This window comes from Pseudomonas sp. Leaf15, assembly GCF_001421425.1.
Classification (GTDB): Bacteria; Pseudomonadota; Gammaproteobacteria; order Pseudomonadales; family Pseudomonadaceae; genus Aquipseudomonas; species Aquipseudomonas salomonii.
This window is the reverse complement of the sequence record NZ_LMKI01000023.1, coordinates 106604-131327: the sequence shown is the minus strand read 5'-3', so window position 1 is coordinate 131327 and position 24724 is coordinate 106604. Positions and strand designations below refer to the sequence as shown.

The following is a 24724-nucleotide window of genomic DNA, read 5'->3' as shown; positions in this document are numbered from 1 at the left end:
AGCTGCTGCACCGACGGCAGGTCGCCAAGCACGACCTGCCGCCGACGCGCTGACGCCCACCCGCAGGCCTGAACGAAAATAACGAGGAGCTCAAGATGGAATCTGCAATCGACACACATCTCAAATGCCCACGCACCCTGTCCCGCCGTGTGCCCGACGAGTATCAACCGCCGTTCCCGATGTGGGTCGCGCGCGCTGACGAGCAACTGGAACACGTGGTGATGGCTTATCTCGGCGTGCAATATCGCGGCGACGCCCAGCGCGAGGCTGCATTGCAGGCAATGCGTCACATCGTCGGCAGTTTCGACCTGGCCGATGGCCCGCACACCCATGATTTGACCCATCACACCGACAGCAGCGGCTTTGATAATTTGATTGTGGTCGGGTACTGGAGAGACCCTGCAGCCCACTGTCGCTGGTTGCGCTCACCCCAGGTGAATGACTGGTGGTGCTCGCCGGAGCGCCTCGGTGAAGGCCTTGGCTATTTCCGCGAAATCACCGCCCCGCGCGCCGAGCAGTTCGAGACGCTGTACGCCTTCCAGGAGAACCTGCCCGGTGTCGGCGCGGTGATGGATGCGACCAGTGGAGAGATCGAAGAGCACGGTTACTGGGGCTCGATGCGCGACCGCTTTCCGATCTCCCAGACCGACTGGATGAAGCCCACGAGCGAGCTGCAAGTGATCGCGGGCGACCCTGCCCAGGGCGGAAGGGTCGTCGTCCTGGGGCATGACAACCTCACGTTGATTCGTTCCGGCCAGGACTGGGCGGACGCCGAGGCCGAGGAACGCTCGCTCTACCTCGACGAAATTTTGCCGACCTTGCAGGACGGTATGGACTTCCTGCGTGACAACGGCCAACCGCTGGGCTGCTACAGCAACCGGTTCGTACGCAATATCGATCTGGACGGCAACTTTCTCGACCTGAGCTACAACATCGGTCACTGGCGCTCGGTGGAAAAACTCGAACGCTGGGCAGAATCCCACCCTACTCACCTGCGTATCTTCGTGACGTTCTTCCGCGTGGCTGCGGGCTTGAAGAAGTTAAGGCTGTACCACGAAGTGTCCGTGTCGGACGCCAAGAGCCAGGTATTCGAGTACATCAACTGTCACTCGCAGACCGGCATGTTGCGCGACGCACTGCCGCCAACAGCCTGAGCGCCATCGGCGTTTAACGCCCCACCTTCTGCCTCCCAGCCACCCGTCTCGGGTGGCCCGGTCTCCCTGTGCGAGGAATAGATGATGAATAAGACCCGCCTGCTGACACTCTCCACCCTGTTGCCCGCGCTTCACGCGAACGCCGGTGAAGTCGCTCCCGGCGATTATGAGCAATATCCGGTTGGCGCTACTATCGGTGTGATTTATTACCAGCACGCCACCACGGACTCGGCCTACACCAACGGACACAAGGTCAGCTCTGACTTCAAGGTGAGCTCGGACATCGGCATCCTTCGTCTGCTCCATGTCTACGCACTCAGTGACACCGTCACCATCGACCCGCAATTCCTGTTGCCTTTCGGGCACATCTCCAGCGCAGGTGACGCCTCAGCGCTGGGCAATGCTCGCGGCGTTGGCGACTTGACCCTCACCGCGCCGGTCAAATGGCGGTTCAACGAAGCCCGCGACACCCTCAGTATCGCCCCCTACCTGTATGTGCCGACGGGCACGTATGACAAGGACGACCCGCTCAATATCGGAGAGAACCGCTGGAAATTCGAACTGCAGAGCGCCTACGTCAAACACTTCACCGAAAAATGGGCAATGGACCTGGTCGGCGGCGCTACCTGGTATGGCGACAACACTGATTACGGTGCAAATGCCGACCGCTTGAAGCAGGACGTTTCCTACGCAGCACAGATCATGGGGCGTTACATGCCAGACGCCACCACCACGTTTGGTATTGGCTTCGGGCGCACCTGGGGTGGTGAGACGAACGTCGAGCACGTCAATCAGGATAACGAGTTGGGCACCACCAACTTGCGTCTCACCGCCACCAAATTCGTCACCCCACAGGACCAGATCCAACTGCAATTGGGCAAGGACTTCTCGGTGGACAACGGCACCCAGGAAGACTTGCGCATCAATATGCGTTACGCGCACATTTTTTAACGCAAGGGTCCGCGACCGTACCCACTTGGCGCCTTTGCGCAGGGGTGTCCGCCTCAGCCAAGTCGATGTCTCTCTCAACCAAGCCTGGGACTGGATGCGCGGATTATCTTGAGCCCCTGGCCCACTGATATTGACGAGCATGCAGTGCTCTTCGGCCACTTACGATAAGGACAGCCCAACCATGGCAATCGTACGCCCTACCCTTGAACAGCTAATGGATATCTCGAGCGGCCTGCACATGCAGCTTAGCGCGCAGCAAGCCGGTGAATACCTGGCGCTTATGCAGCCCAGCTTCGACGCTTATGACCTGGTTGACGAGCTGCCTGACTTCATTCCGCCGGTTCGTTACGAACGCAGCTCGGGCTATCGCCCCTCGCCCGCACACAACCCGCTCAACGCGTGGTATTTCCGAACGGAAGTCAACGGTGCCCGCGAAGGCAAACTGGCGGGTAAGACGGTTGCACTCAAGGACAATATTTCACTGGCGGGCGTGCCCATGATGAATGGTGCCAAGCCACTTGAGGGCTTCATTCCATCATTCGATGCCACCGTAGTCACCCGATTGCTGGATGCCGGCGCAACCATCCTCGGCAAGGCGACCTGCGAACATTACTGCCTGTCCGGTGGCAGTCACACCTCCGATCCTGCGCCGGTGCACAACCCCTATCGCCACGGATTTGCCTCGGGTGGCTCGTCTTCCGGCAGCGCAGCACTGGTTGCCGCGGGCGAGGTCGACCTGGCAGTCGGCGGTGACCAGGGCGGGTCAATCCGGATTCCTTCGGCATTCTGCGGCACTTACGGGATGAAGCCCACCCACGGACTGGTGCCTTACACCGGGATCATGGCCATCGAGGCGACTATCGATCATGCCGGCCCCATCACGGCAAACGTGCGCGACAACGCCTTGATGCTGGAGGTCATGGCGGGAACGGATGGGCTGGATCCGCGACAAGCCGCGCCCCAGGTCGACGCTTACAGCGATTACCTGGAACGCGGTGTGAGCCGGTTGAGGATCGGCGTCCTGCGCGAAGGGTTTGAATTGGCCAACCAGGACCCGCGTGTGGCCGCCTCTGTGCGCACTGCCATCGCAGCGTTTTCGCGGCTGGGCGCGCACGTCGAAGAGGTCTCGGTGCCTGAGCACAAGATTGCCGGTTCGTTGTGGCACCCCATTGGCTGTGAAGGCCTGACGATGCAGATGATGCACGGCAATGGGGCCGGCTTTAACTGGGAAGGGCTGTATGACCTCGGGTTGCTGGACAAGCAGGCCGGATGGCGCGATCAGGCGAATGACCTGTCCGCCTCTCTCAAGCTGTGCATGTTCGTCGGTCAATACGGTCTGCAGCGCTACAACGGTCGTTACTACGCCAAGGCGCAAAACCTCAGGCGCCTCACACGCGCCGCTTATGACGCGGCATTGGCGCGCTATGACCTGCTGGTAATGCCGACCGTCCCGATCACTGCCCAGCCCCACCCGCAGCCAGGCTGCTCGATCACCGAGTACGTGGCCGGAGCGCTGGAAATGATCGGCAATGCCTGCGCCCAGGACATCACCGGCCATCCTGCCATGTCGATTCCCTGCGGGCTGGTAGACGGTTTACCGGTCGGGCTGATGCTGGTTGGCAAGCACTATGCCGAAGGCACGATTTACCAGGCGGCCGCGGCGTTCGAGGCGTCGTTTGACTGGAAAAACAGATAGCTGGTTTTGTCCCCGGCAGCGCAAAAAGAGTAAGCCACCAGGCGCTGCCTGGAAGCTCAACGATGAGGAGTCAACCTGATGACCACGCACGAAAAGAACCCATCAACGCCGGGCGAACGAGCACAGGCACTACTGCAGGTGCTCAAGCACAAAGAGCTGATCCCCGACGGTTACATTGAGCACATGACACAGCTGATGGCACACGAATGGAGCCCGCAGAACGGTGCTCGAGTAGTGGCCAAAGCCTGGACCGACCCACAGTTCCGCGAACTGCTGCTCAGGGACGGTACCGCTGCGTGCGCCCAATTTGGCTATACCGGCCCGCAGGGTGAATACATCGTTGCGCTGGAAGACACGCCGGGTGTGAAAAACGTGATTGTGTGCAGCCTGTGCTCCTGCACCAACTGGCCCGTCCTGGGGCTGCCGCCGGAGTGGTACAAGGGCTTCGAATTTCGTGCGCGCCTGGTCCGGGAGGGGCGCACCGTACTGCGCGAACTGGGCACAGAGCTGCCGAGCGAAGTGGTGGTCAAGGTTTGGGATACCAGCGCCGAAAGCCGCTACCTGGTGTTGCCGGTCAGGCCTGAAGGCTCCGAACACATGAGTGAGGAGCAGCTTCAGACGCTGGTGACCAAAGACGTGCTGATCGGCGTCGCCCTGCCCCGCGTTGACTGAGAAAAACAGCGCGTCATCGTTCATTTTCCGGAGTTTCTCTTATGGATGGCTTTCACGATCTCGGCGGTTTCCAAGGCTTTGGCAAAGTCCCTCACACCATCAACAGCCTGAGCTACCAACCGGTGTTCAAGCAGGACTGGGAGCACCTGGCCTACAGCCTGATGTTTATCGGTGCCGATCACCTGAAGAAGTTCAGCGTGGACGAAGTGCGCCACGCCGTCGAACGCCTGGATGTCCGCCAACATGTCGGTACCGAGTACTACGAACGCTATGTCATCGCTACCGCCACCCTGCTGGTCGAAACAGGTGTCATCACCCAGGCGGAGCTCGATCAGGCCCTGGGTTCTCACTTCAAGCTGGCGAACCCTGCGCAGGCAGAAGGCAGACCGGCGATCACCGGTCGAGCGCCTTTTGAGGTCGGCGACCGAGTTACCGTGCGAGACGAGTATGTGGCCGGGCATATCCGCATGCCGGCCTATGTGCGCGGCAAGGATGGCGTAGTCCTGCACCGAACATCCGAAAAATGGCCATTCCCGGATGCGATCGGGCATGGCGACTTGAACGCGGCGCATCAGCCGACCTACCACGTCGAGTTTCGCGTGAAGGACCTGTGGGGAGACGCGGCCGACGACGGTTTCGTGGTGGTCGATCTGTTCGAAAGCTATCTGGACCATGCCGATAGCACGGTGAACCTATGATGGCCGGCGCCTTGAAAAGCCGACTGCCGGTGACCGTGCTTTCCGGCTTCCTCGGCGCCGGCAAGACCACGCTGCTCAACCATATCCTGCGCAATCGCGAAGGCCTGAGAGTAGCAGTCATCGTCAATGATATGAGCGAGGTCAACATCGATGCCGAAGAGGTGCAGCGCGACGTGGCGCTGCACCGTGGTCGCGATGAGTTGATTGAAATGAGCAATGGCTGTATCTGCTGCACGCTGCGCGCCGACTTGCTCGAGCAGATCAGTGCCCTGGCACGTCAGGAGCGTTTCGATTACCTGCTCATTGAGTCCACGGGGATCTCTGAGCCAATGCCGGTCGCCGAGACGTTCGCGTTCCTTGACGCGCAAGGCTTCAGCCTCAGCGAACTGGCGCGGCTCGATACCTTGGTGACGGTGGTCGACGGCAGTCGTTTTCAGGCGTTGCTTGAGTCGCCGGACACCGTGGCCCGCGACGACGCACAGGAAAATACGCCCAAACGCCATTTGGCGGACCTGCTGATCGAGCAGGTGGAATACGCCAACGTCATTCTCGTCAACAAACTGGACCTGATCGACGAGCCTGGTTACCAGGCCGTGCACGCGATTCTCGCCGGCCTTAACCCGACCGCGCGGATCCTGCCGATGGCTCAGGGTAACGTTGAATTATCCGGCATTCTCGGTACCCATCTGTTTGATTTACCCAGCCTAGCGGCATCGCCCGGCTGGATGAAAAAAATGGCGGCCAACGACGTACCGGCCTCCGAATCGGACACCTATGGCGTGACGTCCTGGGTGTACCGCGAGCGCGCTCCATTTCACCCACAGCGGTTACTCGACTTTCTCCAGCGCCCTTGGCGCAACGGGCGCCTGTTGCGCAGCAAGGGTTACTTCTGGCTCGCCAGCCGGCACTTGGAAACCGGCCTGCTGGTGCAAAGCGGCAAACAGTTCCAGTGGGACTATGTCGGGCGCTGGTGGACCTTCATCGAGCAGTCGCAATGGCCACGGGATGAATATCGGTTGCAGAGCATCATGACCAAGTGGGACAGCATTGTCGGCGATTGCCGGCAGGAGTTGGTTTTTATCGGCCAGGACCTGGATACCCACGCGTTACAGCACGCGCTCGACGACTGCCTGTTGAATGCTCAGGAAATCAGCGCCGGCCCTTCAGCCTGGCAAGCCCTGCCGGGGGCGACAGTCTTTGACTCGCTGGCCTTATCAGCTGCGACGCAATCGCTGCAGGCTGATCCCATTTGACCGAGGCAGAGGTGTCCCATGCTTTTTTTCAGCCGAACCACCCGCTGGGCATTGACGCTGCTCGCCGACCGCCTGGAGCAGCCTGACCAGGCGAGCCCTCCCCTGTCGTCGAACAACCGGTTATTGCGCCGCATCCTGGCAAGCGTCGAACAACTGCTGCAAGAGCGACGAGCGCTCAAGGCGCAAGCCTGCGCACTGACGCTGGACGTCAACCAACTGGAAGAACGCCTGGCCCGCAATGACACGCTGTTGCGGCAATGGGCGGCGCGCTGGGCACTGGTCACGCTGGGCGCTGGGGAACTGTTCTGGGAGCTGGAACTGGATGGAACCGTGGCACCCGCGCCGGAATGCGTGATGACGCGGACGGGGTCTGAGTCGAACCTGGCCCAGGCTATCGATCAGCTCGGCAGTTGGAGCAAACAGTTGCACCCGGATGACCGGCAAGCACATCTGGCAGCGCTCGCCAGGCACCTTGCCGATCGTAGCGGGCGCACGCCCTTGGCCCTGGACGTGCGAATGAAACCTGCAGCAGACGGTGACTATCGCTGGTACACAATCAGCGGTGTCGCGCGACGCGATGCGCAAGGTGTCGCGCTTGCCATCGCAGGAACCGTTCGTGACATTCACGAACAGTACCTGCACAACGAGGCGCTCGAACTGGCGGCCACACGCTTCGACATTTCCCGGGAAATGCTGCATGACGGGCTCTGGGATATCGAGATAGTGGCCGGCGACCCGGCGAACCCGAAAAATACCATTTGGTGGTCGTCGCAAATGCGCCGACTGCTGGGTTGCAACACGATTGAGGAGTTTCCTGACACCCTCGAAAGCTGGACCTCACGCCTGCACCCCGACGATAGCGCACGGGCCATCGGCGCGTTCGTCGCCCATGTGGACGACCGCAGCGGCAAGACGCCGTTTGATGTGGATTATCGACTCAAACATAAAAATGGCACTTACCGCTGGTTTCGCGGCCGTGGGCAAACGCGCCGCGCGCAGGACGGTTCCCCGCAAAGGGTGGTGGGTGCCATCACCGACATCCATGCCCACCATGAAGAAAGCACCCTGCGCGAGGCGCAGGCGCAACAACATCGGGTGATGCAGGAAACCCTCACCAAGCTGACGCAGATTGTCGCCACCATTCAGGGCATTGCCAGCCAGACCAACCTGTTGGCGTTGAATGCCGCCATTGAGGCGGCGCGCGCAGGCGAAGCCGGTCGCGGTTTTGCGGTGGTCGCCGATGAAGTGCGCAAGCTGGCCACGCGTACCAGCCAAGCGACCCAGCAAGCAGCCGAGATGATGGACAACTAGCTACATCCAGGCGCCTGCGCGGCCTGCGTGGGCACAGGACATCTTCCAACAATAATAATCAGGTACGTTATGCGCGATTACGACTCAGCAGTGTCATCCTTCGACTATCTACAGCTGGCAGACCAAGACTTGCACGGCGAACCGGGAGCCTTGAACGCCTGCATCGAATGCTGCGACCGGCACGCTCACGGCAATGCTGTGGCGTTGTATTGCGAAACGCGCGATGGCCGCGCCAGACACTACACCTTCAGCGAACTGCAGGCGCATGCTGCGCGCTTTGGCAACTTTCTGCGAGCGCAGGGAGTGCAGCCGGGAGATCGTATTGCTGGCTTGATGCCACGCACGGTTGAACTGGTGATTGCCCTCCTGGGAGCCTGGCGCATCGGCGCGGTCTACCAACCGCTCTTTACCGCATTCGGTCCAAAGGCGATCGAGCAGCGTCTGGACTGCTCCAAGGCACGCTGGATCGTGACCGACTCCCACAATCGTCCCAAGCTGGATGAAATCCCTGGCTGCCCACCCGCAATCGTGATCGACGGCCCCCCGCAGCATCCGAGCGATTACGATTTCTGGGACGTGCTGGGTCGTCAACACACCGACTGCACACCTGAGCTACTGGACGCCAGCGCGCCTTTCCTGCTGATGTGCACCTCGGGCACCACAGGACCGGCCAAGCCGCTTGAGGTGCCTTTGAGCGCCATTCGGGCTTTCAAAGGGTATATGCGCGATGCAATCGACCTGCGCGAGGACGACCATTTCTGGAACCTCGCCGACCCCGGCTGGGCATATGGCTTGTATTACGCAGTAACCGGGCCGCTGGCGTGCGGCCGGGCCACGCTGTTGCATGACGGCCCTTTCACCGTGGAAAGCACCAGCCGGATTATCGTCAAGTATGCGATCAATAACCTGGCCGGCTCGCCGACGGCTTTTCGCCTGCTGATTGCTGCCGGGGACGAGTTTGCCGCCGCCGTGCGTGGTCGACTGCGTATCGTCAGCAGCGCCGGCGAACCACTCAACCCGCAAGTCATCCGTTGGTTCGCCGAACAGCTCGGCGTGGTCATTCACGATCATTACGGCCAAACCGAAATCGGCATGGTGCTGTGCAATCACCATGGGCTGCGCCATCCGGTACGTGAGGGTTCTGCCGGCTATGCGGTGCCGGGGTACCGGATTGTCGTGCTGGATGATGCGCATCGGGAACTGCCGACTGGTCAGCCGGGCGTACTGGCGGTGGATCGCGAGCGCTCGCCCCTGTGCTGGTTCAATGGCTACTTCGGCATGCCCACCAGGGCCTTTGTCGACCGTTACTACTTGAGCGGCGATATCGTGGAGCTTAATGAGGACGGCAGTATCAGCTTTGTAGGCCGTAACGACGATGTGATCACCACATCCGGCTACCGCGTGGGGCCTGTTGATGTCGAGAGTGCGCTGATCGAACATCCGGCAGTCGTCGAAGCCGCGGTGATCGGCAAACCCGACCCGCAACGCACCGAGCTGATCAAGGCGTTTGTCGTGCTGACCCACCGGTACCTGCCAAGCGCCGAGCTGGCCGAAATACTGCGCCTGCATGTCAAACAGCGTCTAGCTGCACATGCTTACCCGCGGGAAATCGAGTTCGTCGAACAGTTGCCCAAGACCCCAAGTGGCAAGTTGCAGCGGTTCATTCTGCGCAACCAGGAAATTGCCAAACAGCAGGCACTCGACACATGACTCACGGGCGAACGCCCAAATCAATGACCGACGGTGTCCGCCTGTTTTTAAGCGGACGCGACAGCCCTTAAATGCGCCAACGGTGCGCTTATACCAAGACGTTCAAAGCCCGGGTTGCCCGGGCCAGAACCTGCGACATTCAATCCTTGCTCAATTTGGGTATGGCCATACGGCTGCCCGCTTTGATTTCACGCAACGCCAGACTCGATTGAATAGACGCGATACCCACCTGGCGCCTCAGCACTTGCTCGATAAAGTCGCTGTAGCTATCAAGGTCCTCCGCCAACACTTGAAGCACGTAGTCGGCGTCTCCGGTGATCTTGTGGCAGGCCAATACCTCTGGCAATTGCGCAATCACTGCCTCAAAGGCGTCCGGAGCGTGGTCGGCGTGCGTGGAAAAGCGAATGTGCACGAATGCCATGATATCCAGCCCCAGCATTCTTCGATCAAGTGTTGCCTGATAGCCCTTTATCACCCCCGCCTCCTCCATTCTCTTGCGCCGTCGCCAGCAAGGCGTAAGGCTCAATGAAAGCCGCTCACTGAGTTCGGCATTGGAAATGCTCGCGTCCTCCTGCAATAGCTCAAGAATGGCCAGATCGGTCTCATCGAGGCTGATGCGTCTGGATATATTTTTCTTCATTACGCTATTCCTGAGTTAAATCGCCCGATAAATATAGAGAAACACAGAAACAAAGCAAAGAAATCGCGTCCTGACCAGAACAGAATATTTGCACTGGCCCACATTAACGGATGCGCAGAATGTTTACAGTTTTCAGTGATTCCCACCGTCTGCACCATGGCACCGAGTTGAAGGATGGCGTGCTCAAACCGTCGTTCGAGCAGCCCAGTCGGGCCGACACCGTTCACAACCGCGTCAAGCAAGTAGGCCTTGGCCAGATAGTCGAACCACGCGCATTCGACCGCTCGTGTTACGTCAACGCGCACAGCGAGCGCTACGTGAGCTTCCTGGAAAGCGCCTGGTCGCAATGGTGCGCCACAGGGCGCACCCATGATGCGCTGCCACTGGTGTGGCCGGTACGTGACTTGGCCAACGATCAGGTGCCCACGTTCATTGACGGCAAACTCGGCTTCTATGCGATGGATGCCGGCTCGCCGATCACTGCCACCACCTGGCAGGCGGTCAAGACCAGTGCCGATATCGCCCTGACGGGCCTGGCACTTATCGATGAAGGCCATGACAGTGCCTTTGCCCTTTGTCGTCCGCCGGGCCATCACGCGGCGCGTGAATACATGGGGGGTTACTGCTATCTCAACAACGCGGCCATTGCTGCACAGCAGGCAATCACCCAGGGCGCCAAACGCGTCGCGGTGCTCGACGTCGATTTTCATCACGGTAACGGCACCCAGAACATTTTTTACCCGCGCAATGACGTGATGTTCATATCGCTGCACGGCGAGCCGGCCGTGTCCTATCCCTACTATTCGGGGTTCAGCGATGAAGTCGGCGCAGGTGTTGGCGAAGGGTTCAACCTCAACTACCCGCTGCCGAAAAACACCGCCTGGGATACCTACCGCGACGCCCTGCTGCATGCCTGCAGGAAACTCCAGCAATTCTCGCCGCAGGTATTGGTGATCTCACTGGGGGTCGACACCTTCAAGGACGACCCGATCAGTCACTTCCTGCTGGAAAGCGAGGATTTCATCGGGATCGGCGAGCTGATAGCGAGTGTGGGTTGCCCCACCCTCTTTGTGATGGAAGGCGGCTATATGGTCGATGAAATCGGAATCAACGCGGTGAACGTATTGCATGGCTTCGAGAGCAAGCGCGCTTGAGCATCCGCCCGAAGACGGCGTGATCAACCTGAACATATAAAAACCCTGTTCCAGAGACTTGATCAGCAGCCGACCAAAGCCGCCCCCAGGCAGGTGCAAGGGGCCGGCGCTGTTCACATAAACCAACACCATCACCCGCCATTGCATCCTGACAATGGCGCTGGCTATGCACTTTTCTGCCAAAACTCAAAAACATAAAATCAAGAGGTTTTGAAATGAAATCGAATCTATCAGAGCAGGTTGAGCAGCCTGCGCTGCAGCGCACGCTCAGCAATCGTCACATCCAGTTAATGGCAATGGGCGGCGCCATTGGCACAGGTTTGTTCATGGGCTCCGGCAAGATCATCGCCCTCTCCGGCACCTCGATCATCCTTATCTACATGATCATTGGCCTGTTCGTTTACTTCGTCATGCGTGCCATGGGCGAAATGCTGCTGTCCAATTTGAATTTCAAGACCTTTGCGGATTTTGCCGGCGCCTACCTGGGGCCTCGCGCTGCGTTCTTTCTCGGCTGGTCCTATTGGCTGAGCTGGAGCGTTGCAGTGATCGGCGATGCCGTCGTTGTCGGCGGCTTTTTCCAGTACTGGTTCCCCTATCTGCCGGCCTGGATACCGGCGATCGGGATGCTGGCGACACTGTTTGCCTTGAACGTGCTGACGGTCAGGCTTTTTGGTGAAGTTGAATTCTGGTTCGCGATCATTAAGATCATCGCCGTCGTGACACTGATCGGGGTCAGCATCGTACTGATTTCCAGCTCGTTCGTTTCCCCCAATGGCGTCACCGCGTCCCTGGGCCATCTGGTGGATAAGCAGGCTGCATTCCCTAATGGCTTGCTGGGGTTTTTTGCCGGTTTTCAGATGGCCATATTCTCGTTTGCCGGCACCGAGTTGATCGGCACCGCTGCGGCAGAAACCCGTGCTCCGGAGAAGACGTTACCCAAGGCAATCAACTCGATTCCGCTGCGAATCATCCTGTTCTACGTGTTGGCATTGGCCTGCATTATTGCCGTGACGTCCTGGCAACAGGTTTCACCGGTAAAAAGTCCTTTTGTCGAACTGTTCCTCGTCGCAGGCTTTCCCGCAGCAGCCGGCATCGTCAACTTCGTGGTCCTGACATCCGCCGCGTCATCGGCCAACAGTGGCGTATTCTCCTCCAGCCGCATGCTGTTCGGGCTGGCCAATCAAGACAACGCTCCGGGTATCTTTCGGCGCCTATCGGGCAACAGCGTGCCTCTGTTGAGCCTGGCCTTCACGACACTGTTGATGCTGTCAGGTGTGCTCGTGCTGTTCATCGTTCCGGAAGTCATGACGGCCTTCACCATCGTGTCCACCGTGTCGGCGATTCTGGTGATCTTCACGTGGTCGACCATCCTCGCGTCTTACATTGCCTATCGCAAAAAACGTCCTGAGCTTCACGCCAAATCTGCTTACAAGATGCCAGGCGGCGTGCCAATGGCCTGGTTGTCACTGGCTTTTATGGGCTTCGTGCTCTGCCTGCTGGCATTGAGACCGGACACACGCGTTGCGTTGATGGTCATGCCGGGGTGGTTCATATGGCTGGCAATTGCCTATCAGCTGACACGCAGCAGGAAACCAAAAACCGCCGTTGAATCGGCAGGTCAATTCGGTTGAGTCAAAAGGCGTATTTCAACGGGCAACGACCACAGCAGAGAACCCCACACGTGCGCGCCTCAGCGGTTGATTAAAACAAAATAAAAAAGGCGCTCCGCAGAGCGCCTTTAACACACTTATTGCAGGCTTACTTGACGCTGGTCTGGCTTGCCGGCAGTACCGATCTCGATACGTTTTGGCTTGGCTTCTTCGGGTATAACCCGAAGCAGCTCGATGGCTAACAGACCGTGGGTGAGCGCTGCACCTTGCACTTCGATATGGTCAGCCAGCCGGAAGGACAAGCGGAAGGCGCGTTGCGCTATCCCTTGGTGCAGGTAAGTCACCTTCTCGTCGTTTTCACGTTTTCCACCAGAAACGCTCAATACGCCATTTTCAACCTGAATGTCTATGTCCTCCTCAGTAAGACCCGCCACAGCAATCACAATGCGGTATTGATCCTCACCATGCTTCTCCACGTTATGCGGTGGATAGGTATTACCAGCCTCACTGCGAAGCGCTGATTCAAACAGGTCGTTGAAGCGATCAAAACCCACAGACTGACGAAACAGAGGGGCCAAAGAAAGAGTAGTAGCCATAGTAAATCTCCTGAGTGTTCTCCAAGTGATTTAAGGCGCGACCCGATTGCGGCATCGCGTAGAACCGAAAATAGGTGCTACCAAAACGTTTTCAAGAGCCGCTCGAAAATTTTTTTTCAACTCGATTGTTCGGGCAGGCGGAGCCCGATCCCCATGGCTCCGGGTAGGTAGATGCAGTACTCACTGATCAGTGGCGAGCAGCTTTTTAACTTCGGCAATGATCAAGTCGATGTTGAATGGCTTCGCCACTACCGCATCAAACAGATCCGATCTCTGCATGCCGATGTGTGCCTGAGCACCGCTCATCAGGATGATCGGCAATTGATTCGCGCACGGGAGGGCTCGAACGGCTGTGGCGAATTCCAGGCCGTCCATCACGGGCATCATAAAATCGGTGATGATCAAGGCTGGCCGTTCTCTATCCAGCACTTCCAGTCCTTTTCGACCATTGCTGGCAGTCACCACCATGAACCCCTCATCCTCCAGTGCGAAGCTGAGAATGTCAGCGATCAAATACTCGTCGTCGACGACCAGGATGGTGGTCATGTTAATTCAACCCACTCAAAAGCTTAAGAAAGTGAACCGGGCGATGTCTCAGTGGGGGCTGAAGGTTCATGTCTCGAAGCCTTTTTCAGAAAAACATCGCGATCTTGAATGACAACCTCAAATCTGGAGGGGTCATAAGAGCTATCTCGTACCTTAAGAATGGAAAGCGTCCTGCTTAGTTCAGAGTGATTCTCAGAGAACCGCATCAGCATCAAGTTATCGACGATGCTGGACAGGTCAGAGTTTGGCGCGCTGACCTCGGAGCCAAATAGATCACGCATTTCCCAGGATGCGAATACGGTTACGCCCCGGCATCGCAGCTCATTCATCAGCGCACTCAAGAAGTCAGTAATTCGAGCCGGGTTTGTAGAGACTCGGGTCATACCGCTGAGGCTATCGATGAACAGGCGCTTGATGCCCTTTTCTTCTACAAGACTCAACAGGCGAGCGCCCAACCCATCCAGTAACCCCTCGGTAGTAGGCTGCCAGGCAATGCTCAGGGCGCCGCTGTCCTCCATACCCTGGATATCGATACCCAGTGATTGGCCTTTGAGTCGCAACCGTTGTGGGCTTTCATAAAAGCCAAAATGCAGTCCCGGAGCCTCCACCGTCGACTCGGCCAGAAACTTCAGGCCCAGCGTCGTTTTACCAATGCCGGAGGGGCCCATGACCAGAGACACGCTGGAACTGTAAAGGCCGCCACCCAATATGCGGTCCAGCGAACCAATGCCACTGGCAATACGCGTCATGTCGGCGCTGTCGGGGGCGGACGGGTGGCTATAAAGGCTTTCGAGCCGAGGGTAAACCACCAAACCATTGTCGGTAATCTCACACTCATGAAGGCCTGTCATGGCTCCACTGCCGCGAGTTTTACGCAGTTGAATACGACGTACCGAGCGAGTGCCAAACAGCTCTTCGCCCATTTCAATGACACCATCAACCATGGTGTGCTCAGGGCTGCCGTCGTCGAGACGGGAGCTGGTCAGAAATAGCACCGTGCAACCGGCGAAAGCGGCGTGCCCTTGCAACTCGGAAATGAATTTCTTGGTGTCGATGTGCGAGTCGGCTTTTGAGCGAGCATTGAGCAAGCCATCGACCACCATCACTGTAGCTTTTTGGCGACTTATTTCGCGCCGAAGCAGTTTCACCACCTCGTCCAGCCCTTCGTTTTCCAACGTGTCAAACGCGCTGACAAACTGAATGTCGGCGCCCACTTTGGACGCGTCGAAAAAGCTCAGGGTAGAAAGAAACTGAAACAGACGGTCGTGTGACTCGGCCAGCAGTGTGGCGACCAGAACCCGGCCTCCATTGTTCGCATGATGGAACCCAAGTTGGTTGGCCAGGATCGTTTTGCCAGACCCTGGCCGCCCCTGGATTATGTAGGAGGCGCCCGCGACCAGCCCTCCCTTGAGCAGAGCGTCGAGCCCTTCGATTCCACTTTGGAGGCGTTTTAGCTTTTCCACAATGCGACCCTGATCTGAAAAACAGGCTGTTTAAGCCCAATGATGGGAATGCTAACGCCATTTACGCTTTAGAGCCATTCAGACCTGGAGCGCGGTGGGCTAATCAACGGGAATGAAGTCCCAGATCATCTATCCCATGCGCGTATTGCGCAAGAAATGCTCAAGCACGTTACGAACGGGTTCGAAACGGTTTGGCTAACCGGATCAAAGATGCAACGCGGGCTTGGACTGGCGGATGCCATGGACGGAGGGGACGCGAACACGCAGCGCGATCAGCAACGCGGCCAGCAGCATCAACACGGCCGCGGCTACAAATACGCCTGCGCTGCCACCGAGGCTGAACACCGCACCACCAGCGGCGGCGCCCGTTGCGATGGCGGACTGCACCGAGGCCACCACCATGCCCCCGGCGCTTTCCGCCTGGTCAGGCACCGCGCTGGCGACCCAGTTCGACCACGCCACCGGCACGCCACCAAAGGCCAGGCCCCAGATCGCCAGCAGGACCGCCTGCCCCGGCACCGAGGCCGGCAACAGCACCAACCCCAGCGCGGCGACGCCGACCAGTGCCGGCATCAACACCAGCGTGGCCAGCGGGTGGCGCTCCAGCAGCCTGCCGGCCAACAGCGTGCCGACGAAGTTTGCGACACCAAACCCCAGCAGCATCAGTGACAGCCCTTGGGCACCGATACCCGTAGTCCCCTCGAGGAATGGCCGAACATAGGTGAACATCGCGAAGTGCCCGCTGTGCACCAGCACACAACCGAACATGCCCATGGCGATGCCCGGGCGCAGCAACACTTCGAGAACGGTGCGCAGGCTTGCCGGCCGGCGCGGCGCAAGGCGCGGCAGCGTGAACGACTGGAAAGCCAGCGTGACCATGCCTACCGCCGCCGCCGCAAAGAACGCGCTGCGCCAGCCATACAGCCCACCCAAGTAGCTGCCCAGCGGTACCGCAACGACCGTGCCGATGGCGATGCCGCTGAAAATGATCGACAGCGCCCTGGGCAACAAGGCACTCGGCACCAGGCGCATCGCTACCGCCGCCGCCATGCTCCAGAACCCGCCAAGGGCAATGCCCAGCAAGATACGCATCAACAACAGCACCGCGAAGCTGGAGGAAACGGCGACCAACAGATTGGAGGCGACCATCAACGTGGAAAAACCCAGCAACACCCAACGTCGGTCGATACCACGGGTCAGGCCTGGCACCAACAAGCCGGCGAACAACGCCACCACCGCCGTCACCGTTACTGCCTGGCCAGCCAGCGCCTCGGACACGCCCAGGTCAGTCGCCATCAGCGTCAACAAACTGGCCGGAAGGTACTCAGCAGTCAGTAATCCGAACACCCCCATGGCCAGGGAAAATACTGCCATCCACGCGGGGGTTGCAGGTTCTACGTCCGCGTCGACGCCAACATGGCGGTCGGAAACGGTATTACACACACAGTCAGTCATTGCACGGATCTCCCAATCTTCATTGCGAGCCGCAGTCTAGGCGCGGGAATCCGGATGATCTATGATCTAAAGTCTCTACTTTTTGACTAAAACACCTGAACGATGCCTACAGATCAGTTTGCGCTTTCCTCGGATCTCATCAACGAGCTGCTACGCGGCATGCGCCTGCGTGGGGTCGAGTACCGGCGTATCCAAACGGGGCCGACCTTTGGTTTGGGCTTCGCGGAAAAACCCGGGCACGCCTGGTTCCACTTCATGGCCGTCGGCACTGCGGTGTTGAAGATGGAGGACGGAACCACCTACGCGCTGTCTGCCGGCAACGCCGTGTTTATTTCCCATGGCGCAGCCCATCAACTGTTTTCCCATACGGACGTGCCGGTTCAAGACATCGACCGTTTAGACGGCGCCCCTCTGGGCGACACCGTCAGCGCGGTGGATACCGGGACTGACGGCAGCCCCACGCCAAGCACTATTGTGTTCAGCGGCTGCATGGAGTTTGAACTGGGCAGCATCCATGGGCTTGGTCGGCTGATGCCGGGCCTGATGCTGATTGATGCCGGTGGCCAGCGTTACCCCGGACTGGTGCCGATCCTGACCACCATGGAACGCGAGGTCAGCGCCGCCCGTGTCGGCTTCGCCGGTATCCTCGCGCGGCTGGCCGACGTGGTGGCGGCCATGGTCGTTCGCGGCTGGGTGGAGTGCGCCTGCGGCAATGCCTCTGGCCTGGTCGCCGCCTTGCGCGATCCACGCCTGGCCGGTGCGCTGCTTGCGCTCCACCAACAACCGGGGCGCGAGTGGACCGTTGCGCAGCTGGCCGAGCACTGCAATACCTCGCGCTCGGTGTTCGCGGACCGCTTTCAAGTGACTATCGGCATGACCCCGCTGCGCTACGTCACCGAACTGCGAATGCGCCTTGCAAGCCAGTGGCTGACCCTCGAAAGGCTGCCGATTGAAGAGGTGGCGCAGCGCTTGGGCTATACCTCCCAGGCCGCCTTCAGTCGTGCATTCAAGCGCATTACGGGGCAGACACCGGGATTGAGTCGCAAGGTCAGGCAGCCCGCGCTGACTTGAACCGGGCGCAAGCAGCCGATGAGACGTGGCGCCGGCTCATTTACCGCCCGTCACGTCGAGGAATGTACCGGTAACGAAGGATGCCTCCGCGCTCGCCAGCCATAGAATCGCGCGAGCCACCTCCTCGGGCTGACCACCGCGCCCCATGGGGATCGAGTCCTTGACCCGATCGACCCGCCCCGGCTCACCGCCACTGGCGTGCATGTCGGTATAGATATGCCCGGGGCGGATACAGTTGACGCGTATGCCTTCGCGCGCCACCTCCTTTGCAAACCCAATGGTAAACGTCTCCAGCGCGCCCTTTGACGCCGCATAGTCGACGTACTCATTGGGGCTGCCGAGGCGCGCCGAGGCCGAAGAGACATTGATCACCACACCGCCCGGGCCGTTGTGGCGGTAAGCCATGCGCTTGACCGCCTGCTGGGCACAGAGTATTGGCCCAATGGCATTGACCGCAAAGATGCGCTGCATCCGCTCCATGCCAAGGTCTTCCAGGCGAGACTGAGGCCCCAGCATCCCGGCGTTATTGACCAGCACGTCGATACGTCCGAACCTGCGGTCGATGGCCGCGAACAAGTCGGCCACCTGTTGCGGGTCGGCACTGTCGGCCCGCATCGCCAACGCCCGGCGCCCCAGTGCTTCTACATCCGCAGCCACGGCCAGCGCTGCGGATTCGTTGGCAACGTAGCTGATAGCCACGTCATAACCCCTTTCGGCGGCCAGCCGGGCGGTGGCGGCCCCCACTCCACGACTGCCACCCGTGATTAGAATCAGCGGTGCCTGCGAGACATTGACCATTGAACATAGCTCCTGAGCTGTTGGCTGTATCAGCCGATGATGAGAGTACCGCCGGCGATCACCACGCACGCCAGTATCCGGCGTGCAGTGAGCGTCTCGCCAAGAAACGCATAGCCGATCAACGCCGCGAACAGCACGCTGGTTTCGCGCAGTGCCGATACCGCGCCCAGGGGCGCTTCGTTCATGGCGTAGATGATCATTCCATACGCGAGCAATGAGACCAGGCCGCCGACCAACGCGGTCACTGTTCCGGGCCGGACGCAGAACAAGCTGCGGCTGTCGCGCAGGCCGATGTAGACCAGCGGCATCAGCACGCCCCACAGGGCGCACATCCACACCGTGTAGGCAAGCGGCGCACCGGAGAGCCTCGCACCGATGCCGTCGACCACGCTGTAGGCCGCGATAAAGCCGCCCGTTCCCAGCGCATAGGGCAAGCTGGGAACCGACAGACTGCGCCCTCTGAAGGCCAGCGAAATAATCCCGCCCGACACCAGCGCAATACCGACGAGCTCGCCGGGGGTGATGCTTTCTCCGGCAAACACGGCGGCACCAAAAGTGATCAGCACCGGCGATGATCCACGTGAAATCGGATAGACCTGCCCCAGGTCGCCAACCCGGTAACTGCGCACCAGAAACAGGTTGTAGCCCACATGCAGCAACCCCGACACCACCGCGTAACCCCAGCTTTCAATTGCCGGGGGCGCCATGAATGTCGCAGCAACCACACTGGTGATGGCGATGGCGACGCACATCACCGTCATCGACCACAGCCGATCGGCGCCGCTACGCAGCAGCGCGTTCCAACTGGCATGCAGGAGCGCGGCGAACAGCACGAGGAACACGAGATGGATAGGCATGCGCCACTGTAGGCAATGCGGCGCCGGGGCTAAAGCGAAGTCTCCTCATTTCGCCATGAGCATATGTTCATAACTCGCTTGTCTACGCCTGTACTTTCAGCGCCTCACTGACCAGCCATTGGCGAAAGCTGGCGATGTGCGGCTGCGATTCGATGCCCTTGGGACAGACGAAGTAGTAAGCCAGCGGCGATGGCAGCGGTATGTCGAACAGCCGCACCAAACGGCCATCGCTGATTTCATTCTCGACATGCCCGCTGCGCACCAATGCAACGCCCTGGCCGAGCAAGGCCGCCTCGACCGTCATGTTGGTATCGCCAAACCTGACGCTCTCCTTGAGCGGCAAATAGGCCAGGCCGACGGTCTGAAACCACACCTCCCACTTTGGCACCAACTCGGCGCCATCGCGCGTCAGCAGCGGGAAGTGCAACAAGTCTGCGGGGCTCTGCGGCGTCCCCACGCGTCGCAGCAGTTCGGGGCTGGCCACAGGGAATACCTGCTCCCCAAACAGGAACTCCGAATGCAGACCTGGGTAATTGCCCTTGCCGAGCCTGATCGCAACATCCGCCTGGCCGTGCGAGAAGTGGATGATTTTATCCGTGGTGTCCAGCGAGACCAACAGCTCGGGGTGCTGACGAGCCAGACGTGGCAAGCGTGGCAGCAACCATTTGAGCGCGAAGGAATAGGTGGTGCTGACGCTGAGTCGCACCCTGCCCTTTTGCTCGCGCAAGTCACCCAGCGTCGCCTCCAGGCTGATGAAAAACTCCCGCACGATGGGCGCCAGCGTGGCTCCCGCTGCCGTGAGGCGTAACGCCTTGCCACGCTCAAACAACTGCACGCCCCAAAGCGCCTCCAGGTGCTTGAGCTGGTGACTGACCGCGCTTTGAGTCACATGCAACTCCTGTGCGGCGGCTGTAAACGTCGGGTGGCGGGTCGCAACTTCAAAAGCACGCAAGGTCGCGGTGGGCGGCAGATCTCTCATAGGGGCGGTATCCAGCGAGTTATCGGAAAAGCGCAGGCATGAACTTTAGCTCATGCCGAAGCGAAGTTCACTGTAAACGTCGCCTCCCTGGCGGGACAGTGGCTCAATTGAAACCTTTACTCCTTCGCCCTCAGCACAACAATCCCCGGAGTGTTGGCCACATACGCCAGAAACGGCGAATCCACCACCTTCTGGCTGCCTGAATGTGAGGACGCATTGCGCAGTACGGGGCCTTTGTCCGTCATGATAAAGAACCCCACATGGGTCACATCCAGCCCGGCCAAGGGCGTATAGATGCCAATAAAATCGCCCTCGTGCAGGCGATTGATGACCGTCTTGTCGATAAAACCGGCGGGAATGTAGGTGACCGTACGCTGGACCACCGGCAGGCCAGGCAGGTAGGCGCTGCCGTCGGCTTTTTGGTTGAGGCGTTTTTCGCGGCGAACGGCATGGGCGCTTAGCTGCGCGGTGATGTCTTGCGCCGGTTTATACGTGCCGCTGTAGGCCCAATCGGTGTAGAAGTGCTTACGGCTGAGAAAATCGAGATCGCCATCAACATAACGCGTGCGCAACAGGTTTTTCATAAAGTCGGGTTGTGCTGCTGACTGTCGCAGGGCCTCGACGTAATCCAGGTAGGTAAAGCAATCCAGGCCTCGAAAATCGACCACCAGTTGTTCGGGTGTGCTCAGTGAGCCCTGTAACTTGTTGGCAACATAGGGCGTGCCTAAAAAGGCCTCCGAGATGAGGCCGATCTGTTGGCCTGCGGGAAGCAACCGGTAGTTTGGACGCTCATGGAGAATCGCATTGAGCTTCTCAACGGTGTAAGGATCCAGCGGTGCATCGAGCGTCAGCGGCGCGTTTTGCTGGCGTTCGAATGCATGAGTTCCAGTGGTTGCCCCCGACGAACCACAACCCGCCAACAGCATCGACATCAGGATAAAAACATAGGGTGTACGCATCTGACTCTTCACTTATCCAAGGGGCATCCGAACATACCGGCCGGCGCCGGTCAGGCGTGGCCGGCGCTCAAGCGCTCCCACAGAAAGCCGTAGACCAGCGCTTTCATGTACGCACTCTGGGCATTATCCGCCGCGCCGCCGTGGCCGCCTTCGATGTTTTCGTAGTACGTCACGTCCTGGCCGGCATCGATCATTTTGGCCGCAAGCTTGCGGGCATGGGCCGGGTGTACGCGGTCATCGCGGGTCGAGGTGGTGAACAGCACCGGCGGGTAGGTCCTGGCCGGGTCGAACAGGTGGTAGGGTGAAAACGTCTGGATGTAGGCCCATTCTTCGGGCACGTCCGGGTTGCCGTACTCTTCCATCCACGAGGCGCCTGCCAGCAAATGGTGATAGCGCTGCATGTCGAGCAACGGCACCTGGATGACCACGGCCCCGAACAGTTCGGGGTATTGGGTGAGCATGTTACCGGTCAACAGGCCGCCGTTGCTGCCACCTTGCACGGCCAGGTGCCGGGGCGAGGTGATGTTGCGGCTGATCAGGTCTTGCGCCACGGCGGCAAAATCCTCATAGGCGCGCGCACGCTTGTGCTTGAGCGCCGCCTGATGCCAACGCGGGCCGTATTCGCCGCCACCACGAATATTCGCCACGGCATACACGCCGCCTTTGGACAGCCAGGCGCGACCCAGCCCGCCGGAATACTCCGGGCACAGCGACACTTCAAAACCGCCATAACCGTAGAGCAAGGTCGGCGCGTTGGCGTTGTACTGCAAGCCCTGTTCGTGCACCAGGAAATACGGCACGCGGGTGCCATCTTTGGACACGGCAAAATGCTGTTCAACCACATGCCGGCTCGCATCGAAGAACGCCGGCATGGCTTTGAGCACTTCGGGTTGCGCGCCAAGCTCGGCCAGTGACAGCGTGACCGGCGTGAGAAAACCTCGGGTGACCAGCCACACCGCGTCGCTGTCATCGCTGTCGACGGCACTCACATCCACGGTCGCCATCGGTGGTGCGCCGGCAAATGCGCTGCGTGCCCAGCCTTGTGGGCCGGGCGTCAGCACGCTGAGGCGGTTTCTGACGTCCTCCAGCACGTTGAGCACCAAGTGGTTGCGGGTCCAGTCCATGCCGGCCAGTGAGGTGCTGTCCGATGGCACGAACAACAGGTCAAAGTCCCGCGCGCCGGCCATGAAGCGTGCAAAGTTGATCGCCAGCAACGAGCCAGCCACATAGCCATCACCCACCGCCCAATCATCACGCAATTGCAGGAGCAACCAGTCTTTGTGCACCGACTTGTCGGCCGAGTTCGGCGCATCGATTTTGCTCAGCGTGCCATCCGGGACGCGCAGGTACAGTTCGTTGTTGTAGAACGCCAGGGTGCGGCTGACGAAATCACGCTCGTAACCCGGTGTGCTGTCGTGCATCGCCGCGATATACATATCGTCGTGCCGGCCTTCGTAGACGATCGTCGCGTCACTCAGGGGCGTACCGCGCTGCCATTGCTTGACGATGCGCGGGTAACCCGAGCGGGTCATGCTGTCTGCACCGAAGTCGGTAAACACATACACGTTGTCGTGGTCGATCCAGCCCAGCCCGCCCTTGGATTCGGGCAACTCGAAGCCGTCATTGACCCAGGCTTTTTCGACCAGGTCGAATTCGCGCGTGACACTCGCGTCCGCACCACCACGGGACAGTGCGACCAGGGCGCGTTGATAGCCAGGATGCAGGCAGTCGGCGCCGTGCCAGACCCAATTCTCACCTTCCAGGGCATTCAACGCGTCGATATCCAGCACGGTTTCCCAGGCCGGTTGCGCCTTGCGATATTCCGCCAGCGTGGTCCGCCGCCACAGGCCGCGAGGGTGGGCGGCGTCGACCCAGAAGTTGTAATAGTGGGCGCCGATTTTTTCCACGTAGGGGATATTGCTGTCCGAGTCGAGCACCGCCAGCAGGTCGGCTTGCATCGCCTTGAAAGACACGGATTCGGCGAGCCGGGCGTGGGTCTTGAGGTTTTGTGCGCGCACCCAATTCAGCGCCTGCGTGCTGTCGACGTCTTCCAGCCAAAGGTAAGGATCGTCGCCCGTGGAAGGCGGAGTCGGGAAGTTTGGCATCTGCGCATCCTGTGGAAAATTTGTTCGGAAAATCAATGAGTGTCACTCAACCGCGCCCAACCCTGCAACCAGCACCTCCACCACCGCACGCACCTTGGGCAGCGCGTGGCGGTGTTTGACCCAGGCCACACTGATGCCCATGCCGACACAGGCCAAGTGCGGCAAGACTTGCACCAGCGACCCGTCCTGCAAGTGTTGCTCAACCAGCCACGACGGCAGTTGCGCGATACCGCAGCCGGCCAGCGCGGCCAGCTTCAGCCCGGCGCCATGGCCGATCACCAGTCGCGGCTGTGTGTTTATGTGCAGCGCCACGCCTTGTTCGCCGGCATGCCGCCAGGGGCTGACGCGGCCATCGACCCAGCCGTAGGCCATGCACTGATGCTGCTCGAGGTCACGCTCGGACTGTGGCATGCCGTGGCGGGCGAGATACGCCGGGGATGCGCAGAGCACATGCCACTCTCGGGTGAGTAACTGGTGCCCTACCGTCTCCGGCCAGGCCGGGGCGTCGCCGATGTGCACGACGACATCCACACCTTCCTTGAACGGATCGACAAAGCCATCGGAGAAAGAGATGTGCGGGGTCAGCAAGGGATGAGTGTTCAGCCACGGCAGCAGGATCGGCAGCACCTGCGCCTGGCCAAAGGCGCCGGGCAGGTCGATGCGCACACGCCCGCGCAGTTCGGTGTTTTCAGCCTGCAATGCCCATTCGGCTTCTTCCAGGTCGGCTAACACACCGGTGCAGGTGCGCAGGTAGGCAACGCCGGCATCGGTCAGCGACAACCTGCGCGTGGTGCGGTGGAACAGTCGGGCACCCAGACGGGCTTCCAGGCGCGCAATGCTTTTACTCACGGCCGAAGCGGTCAGGTTCATTTTCCCGGCGGTCGCCGTAAAGCTGCCGTACTGCGCGACACAGACGAATACATCGATGCCCTTCAGGCGCTCTGAGGAAAACATGCACAGCCCTTATTCATGAATTGAGTTCCTGTATCCGGATAAAAACCATCCTAAATCAGAACTTGGTTCAAAGGTAAGCTGCCTGCACTCTG

General features: G+C 59.8%; 21 protein-coding genes and 2 pseudogenes. 12 read left to right on the top strand and 11 right to left on the bottom strand.

Annotated elements, in window-relative coordinates:
- Window positions 1–95: 95 nt before the first annotated feature.
- The 9 genes and pseudogenes from oxdA to ASE80_RS16855 all read left to right on the top strand — a co-directional run bounded on the left by oxdA (window position 96) and on the right by ASE80_RS16855 (window position 9445).
- Window positions 96–1154: an aliphatic aldoxime dehydratase gene (gene oxdA / locus ASE80_RS16890; protein ID WP_056859936.1), complete on the top strand. Its 1059-nt coding sequence runs from the start codon at window positions 96–98 to the stop codon at window positions 1152–1154.
- Between the two features lie 84 nt (window positions 1155–1238).
- A complete protein-coding gene (locus ASE80_RS16885; RefSeq protein WP_056859935.1) occupies window positions 1239–2105 on the top strand; it encodes a transporter in 867 nt (288 codons plus the stop codon).
- Between the two features lie 181 nt (window positions 2106–2286).
- Window positions 2287–3801: an amidase gene (locus ASE80_RS16880; RefSeq protein ID WP_056859934.1), complete on the top strand. Its 1515-nt coding sequence runs from the start codon at window positions 2287–2289 to the stop codon at window positions 3799–3801.
- Between the two features lie 78 nt (window positions 3802–3879).
- Complete coding sequence (gene nthA, locus ASE80_RS16875; RefSeq protein ID WP_056859933.1) at window positions 3880–4473, top strand: nitrile hydratase subunit alpha; 594 nt, start codon at window positions 3880–3882, stop codon at window positions 4471–4473.
- A 41-nt stretch (window positions 4474–4514) separates the two neighbouring features.
- Window positions 4515–5171, top strand: a complete 657-nt coding sequence (nthB, locus tag ASE80_RS16870) for a nitrile hydratase subunit beta (protein WP_056859932.1) — start codon at window positions 4515–4517, stop codon at window positions 5169–5171.
- On the top strand, window positions 5168–6424 hold the full coding sequence (locus tag ASE80_RS16865; RefSeq protein ID WP_056859931.1) for a GTP-binding protein: 1257 nt from the start codon (window positions 5168–5170) through the stop codon (window positions 6422–6424). The genes nthB and ASE80_RS16865 overlap by 4 nt, the downstream gene beginning before the upstream one ends.
- 18 nt (window positions 6425–6442) lie before the next feature.
- Window positions 6443–7441, top strand: a pseudogene (locus ASE80_RS31655) (PAS domain-containing protein); the annotation flags it as partial.
- Window positions 7442–7726 (top strand): annotated as a pseudogene (locus ASE80_RS31890) (methyl-accepting chemotaxis protein); the annotation flags it as partial.
- A gap of 78 nt (window positions 7727–7804) precedes the next feature.
- The gene (locus tag ASE80_RS16855; protein ID WP_056859929.1) at window positions 7805–9445 is read left to right on the top strand and encodes an AMP-binding protein; all 1641 of its coding nucleotides are present in this window, start codon (window positions 7805–7807) and stop codon (window positions 9443–9445) included.
- A gap of 139 nt (window positions 9446–9584) precedes the next feature.
- Here the strand turns inward: ASE80_RS16855 and ASE80_RS16850 are convergent, their stop codons facing one another.
- Window positions 9585–10085 carry an Lrp/AsnC family transcriptional regulator gene (locus ASE80_RS16850; protein ID WP_056859928.1) on the bottom strand — a complete coding sequence of 167 codons (501 nt, stop codon included), beginning with the start codon at window positions 10083–10085 and terminating at the stop codon, window positions 9585–9587.
- A gap of 119 nt (window positions 10086–10204) precedes the next feature.
- On the opposite strand from ASE80_RS16850, the gene ASE80_RS16845 reads away from it, so the two are divergent.
- Both ASE80_RS16845 and ASE80_RS16840 read left to right on the top strand, forming a co-directional pair.
- Window positions 10205–11239: a histone deacetylase family protein gene (locus tag ASE80_RS16845; protein WP_056859927.1), complete on the top strand. Its 1035-nt coding sequence runs from the start codon at window positions 10205–10207 to the stop codon at window positions 11237–11239.
- Between the two features lie 215 nt (window positions 11240–11454).
- The gene (locus tag ASE80_RS16840; protein WP_056859926.1) at window positions 11455–12870 is read left to right on the top strand and encodes an amino acid permease; all 1416 of its coding nucleotides are present in this window, start codon (window positions 11455–11457) and stop codon (window positions 12868–12870) included.
- Window positions 12871–12986: 116 nt separating this feature from the next.
- Here ASE80_RS16840 and ASE80_RS16835 read toward each other — a convergent pair whose 3' ends face one another.
- The 4 genes from ASE80_RS16835 to ASE80_RS16820 form a co-directional block, all read right to left on the bottom strand.
- Entirely contained in the window at window positions 12987–13445 is a 459-nt protein-coding gene (locus ASE80_RS16835; RefSeq protein WP_056859925.1) for an Hsp20 family protein, read from the bottom strand.
- Window positions 13446–13625: 180 nt separating this feature from the next.
- Window positions 13626–13991 carry a response regulator gene (locus ASE80_RS16830; RefSeq protein WP_056859924.1) on the bottom strand — a complete coding sequence of 122 codons (366 nt, stop codon included), beginning with the start codon at window positions 13989–13991 and terminating at the stop codon, window positions 13626–13628.
- A gap of 23 nt (window positions 13992–14014) precedes the next feature.
- A complete protein-coding gene (locus tag ASE80_RS16825) occupies window positions 14015–15457 on the bottom strand; it encodes an ATPase domain-containing protein (RefSeq protein ID WP_164488406.1) in 1443 nt (480 codons plus the stop codon).
- Window positions 15458–15658: 201 nt separating this feature from the next.
- Window positions 15659–16909 (bottom strand): MFS transporter, encoded by a 1251-nt coding sequence (locus ASE80_RS16820; RefSeq protein ID WP_056859922.1) that lies wholly within the window; start codon window positions 16907–16909, stop codon window positions 15659–15661.
- A gap of 102 nt (window positions 16910–17011) precedes the next feature.
- Between ASE80_RS16820 and ASE80_RS16815 the strand changes: the two genes are divergently transcribed.
- Window positions 17012–17980, top strand: a complete 969-nt coding sequence (locus ASE80_RS16815; protein ID WP_056859921.1) for an AraC family transcriptional regulator — start codon at window positions 17012–17014, stop codon at window positions 17978–17980.
- Window positions 17981–18016: 36 nt separating this feature from the next.
- Here the strand turns inward: ASE80_RS16815 and ASE80_RS16810 are convergent, their stop codons facing one another.
- From ASE80_RS16810 to ASE80_RS16785, 6 genes are all read right to left on the bottom strand, one after another.
- Window positions 18017–18778: an SDR family oxidoreductase gene (locus ASE80_RS16810; RefSeq protein WP_017135558.1), complete on the bottom strand. Its 762-nt coding sequence runs from the start codon at window positions 18776–18778 to the stop codon at window positions 18017–18019.
- 29 nt (window positions 18779–18807) lie between these two features.
- Window positions 18808–19635, bottom strand: a complete 828-nt coding sequence (locus ASE80_RS16805) for a DMT family transporter (protein ID WP_056859920.1) — start codon at window positions 19633–19635, stop codon at window positions 18808–18810.
- An 82-nt stretch (window positions 19636–19717) separates the two neighbouring features.
- The gene (gene gcvA, locus ASE80_RS16800; RefSeq protein WP_056859919.1) at window positions 19718–20614 is read right to left on the bottom strand and encodes a transcriptional regulator GcvA; all 897 of its coding nucleotides are present in this window, start codon (window positions 20612–20614) and stop codon (window positions 19718–19720) included.
- Between the two features lie 116 nt (window positions 20615–20730).
- Complete coding sequence (locus tag ASE80_RS16795) at window positions 20731–21573, bottom strand: DUF1460 domain-containing protein (protein ID WP_056859918.1); 843 nt, start codon at window positions 21571–21573, stop codon at window positions 20731–20733.
- A gap of 50 nt (window positions 21574–21623) precedes the next feature.
- Window positions 21624–23678, bottom strand: coding sequence for a prolyl oligopeptidase family serine peptidase (locus ASE80_RS16790; protein ID WP_056859917.1), 2055 nt, complete (start codon window positions 23676–23678; stop codon window positions 21624–21626).
- Between the two features lie 42 nt (window positions 23679–23720).
- Window positions 23721–24632 carry a LysR family transcriptional regulator gene (locus tag ASE80_RS16785; protein ID WP_056859916.1) on the bottom strand — a complete coding sequence of 304 codons (912 nt, stop codon included), beginning with the start codon at window positions 24630–24632 and terminating at the stop codon, window positions 23721–23723.
- Window positions 24633–24724: the final 92 nt, after the last annotated feature.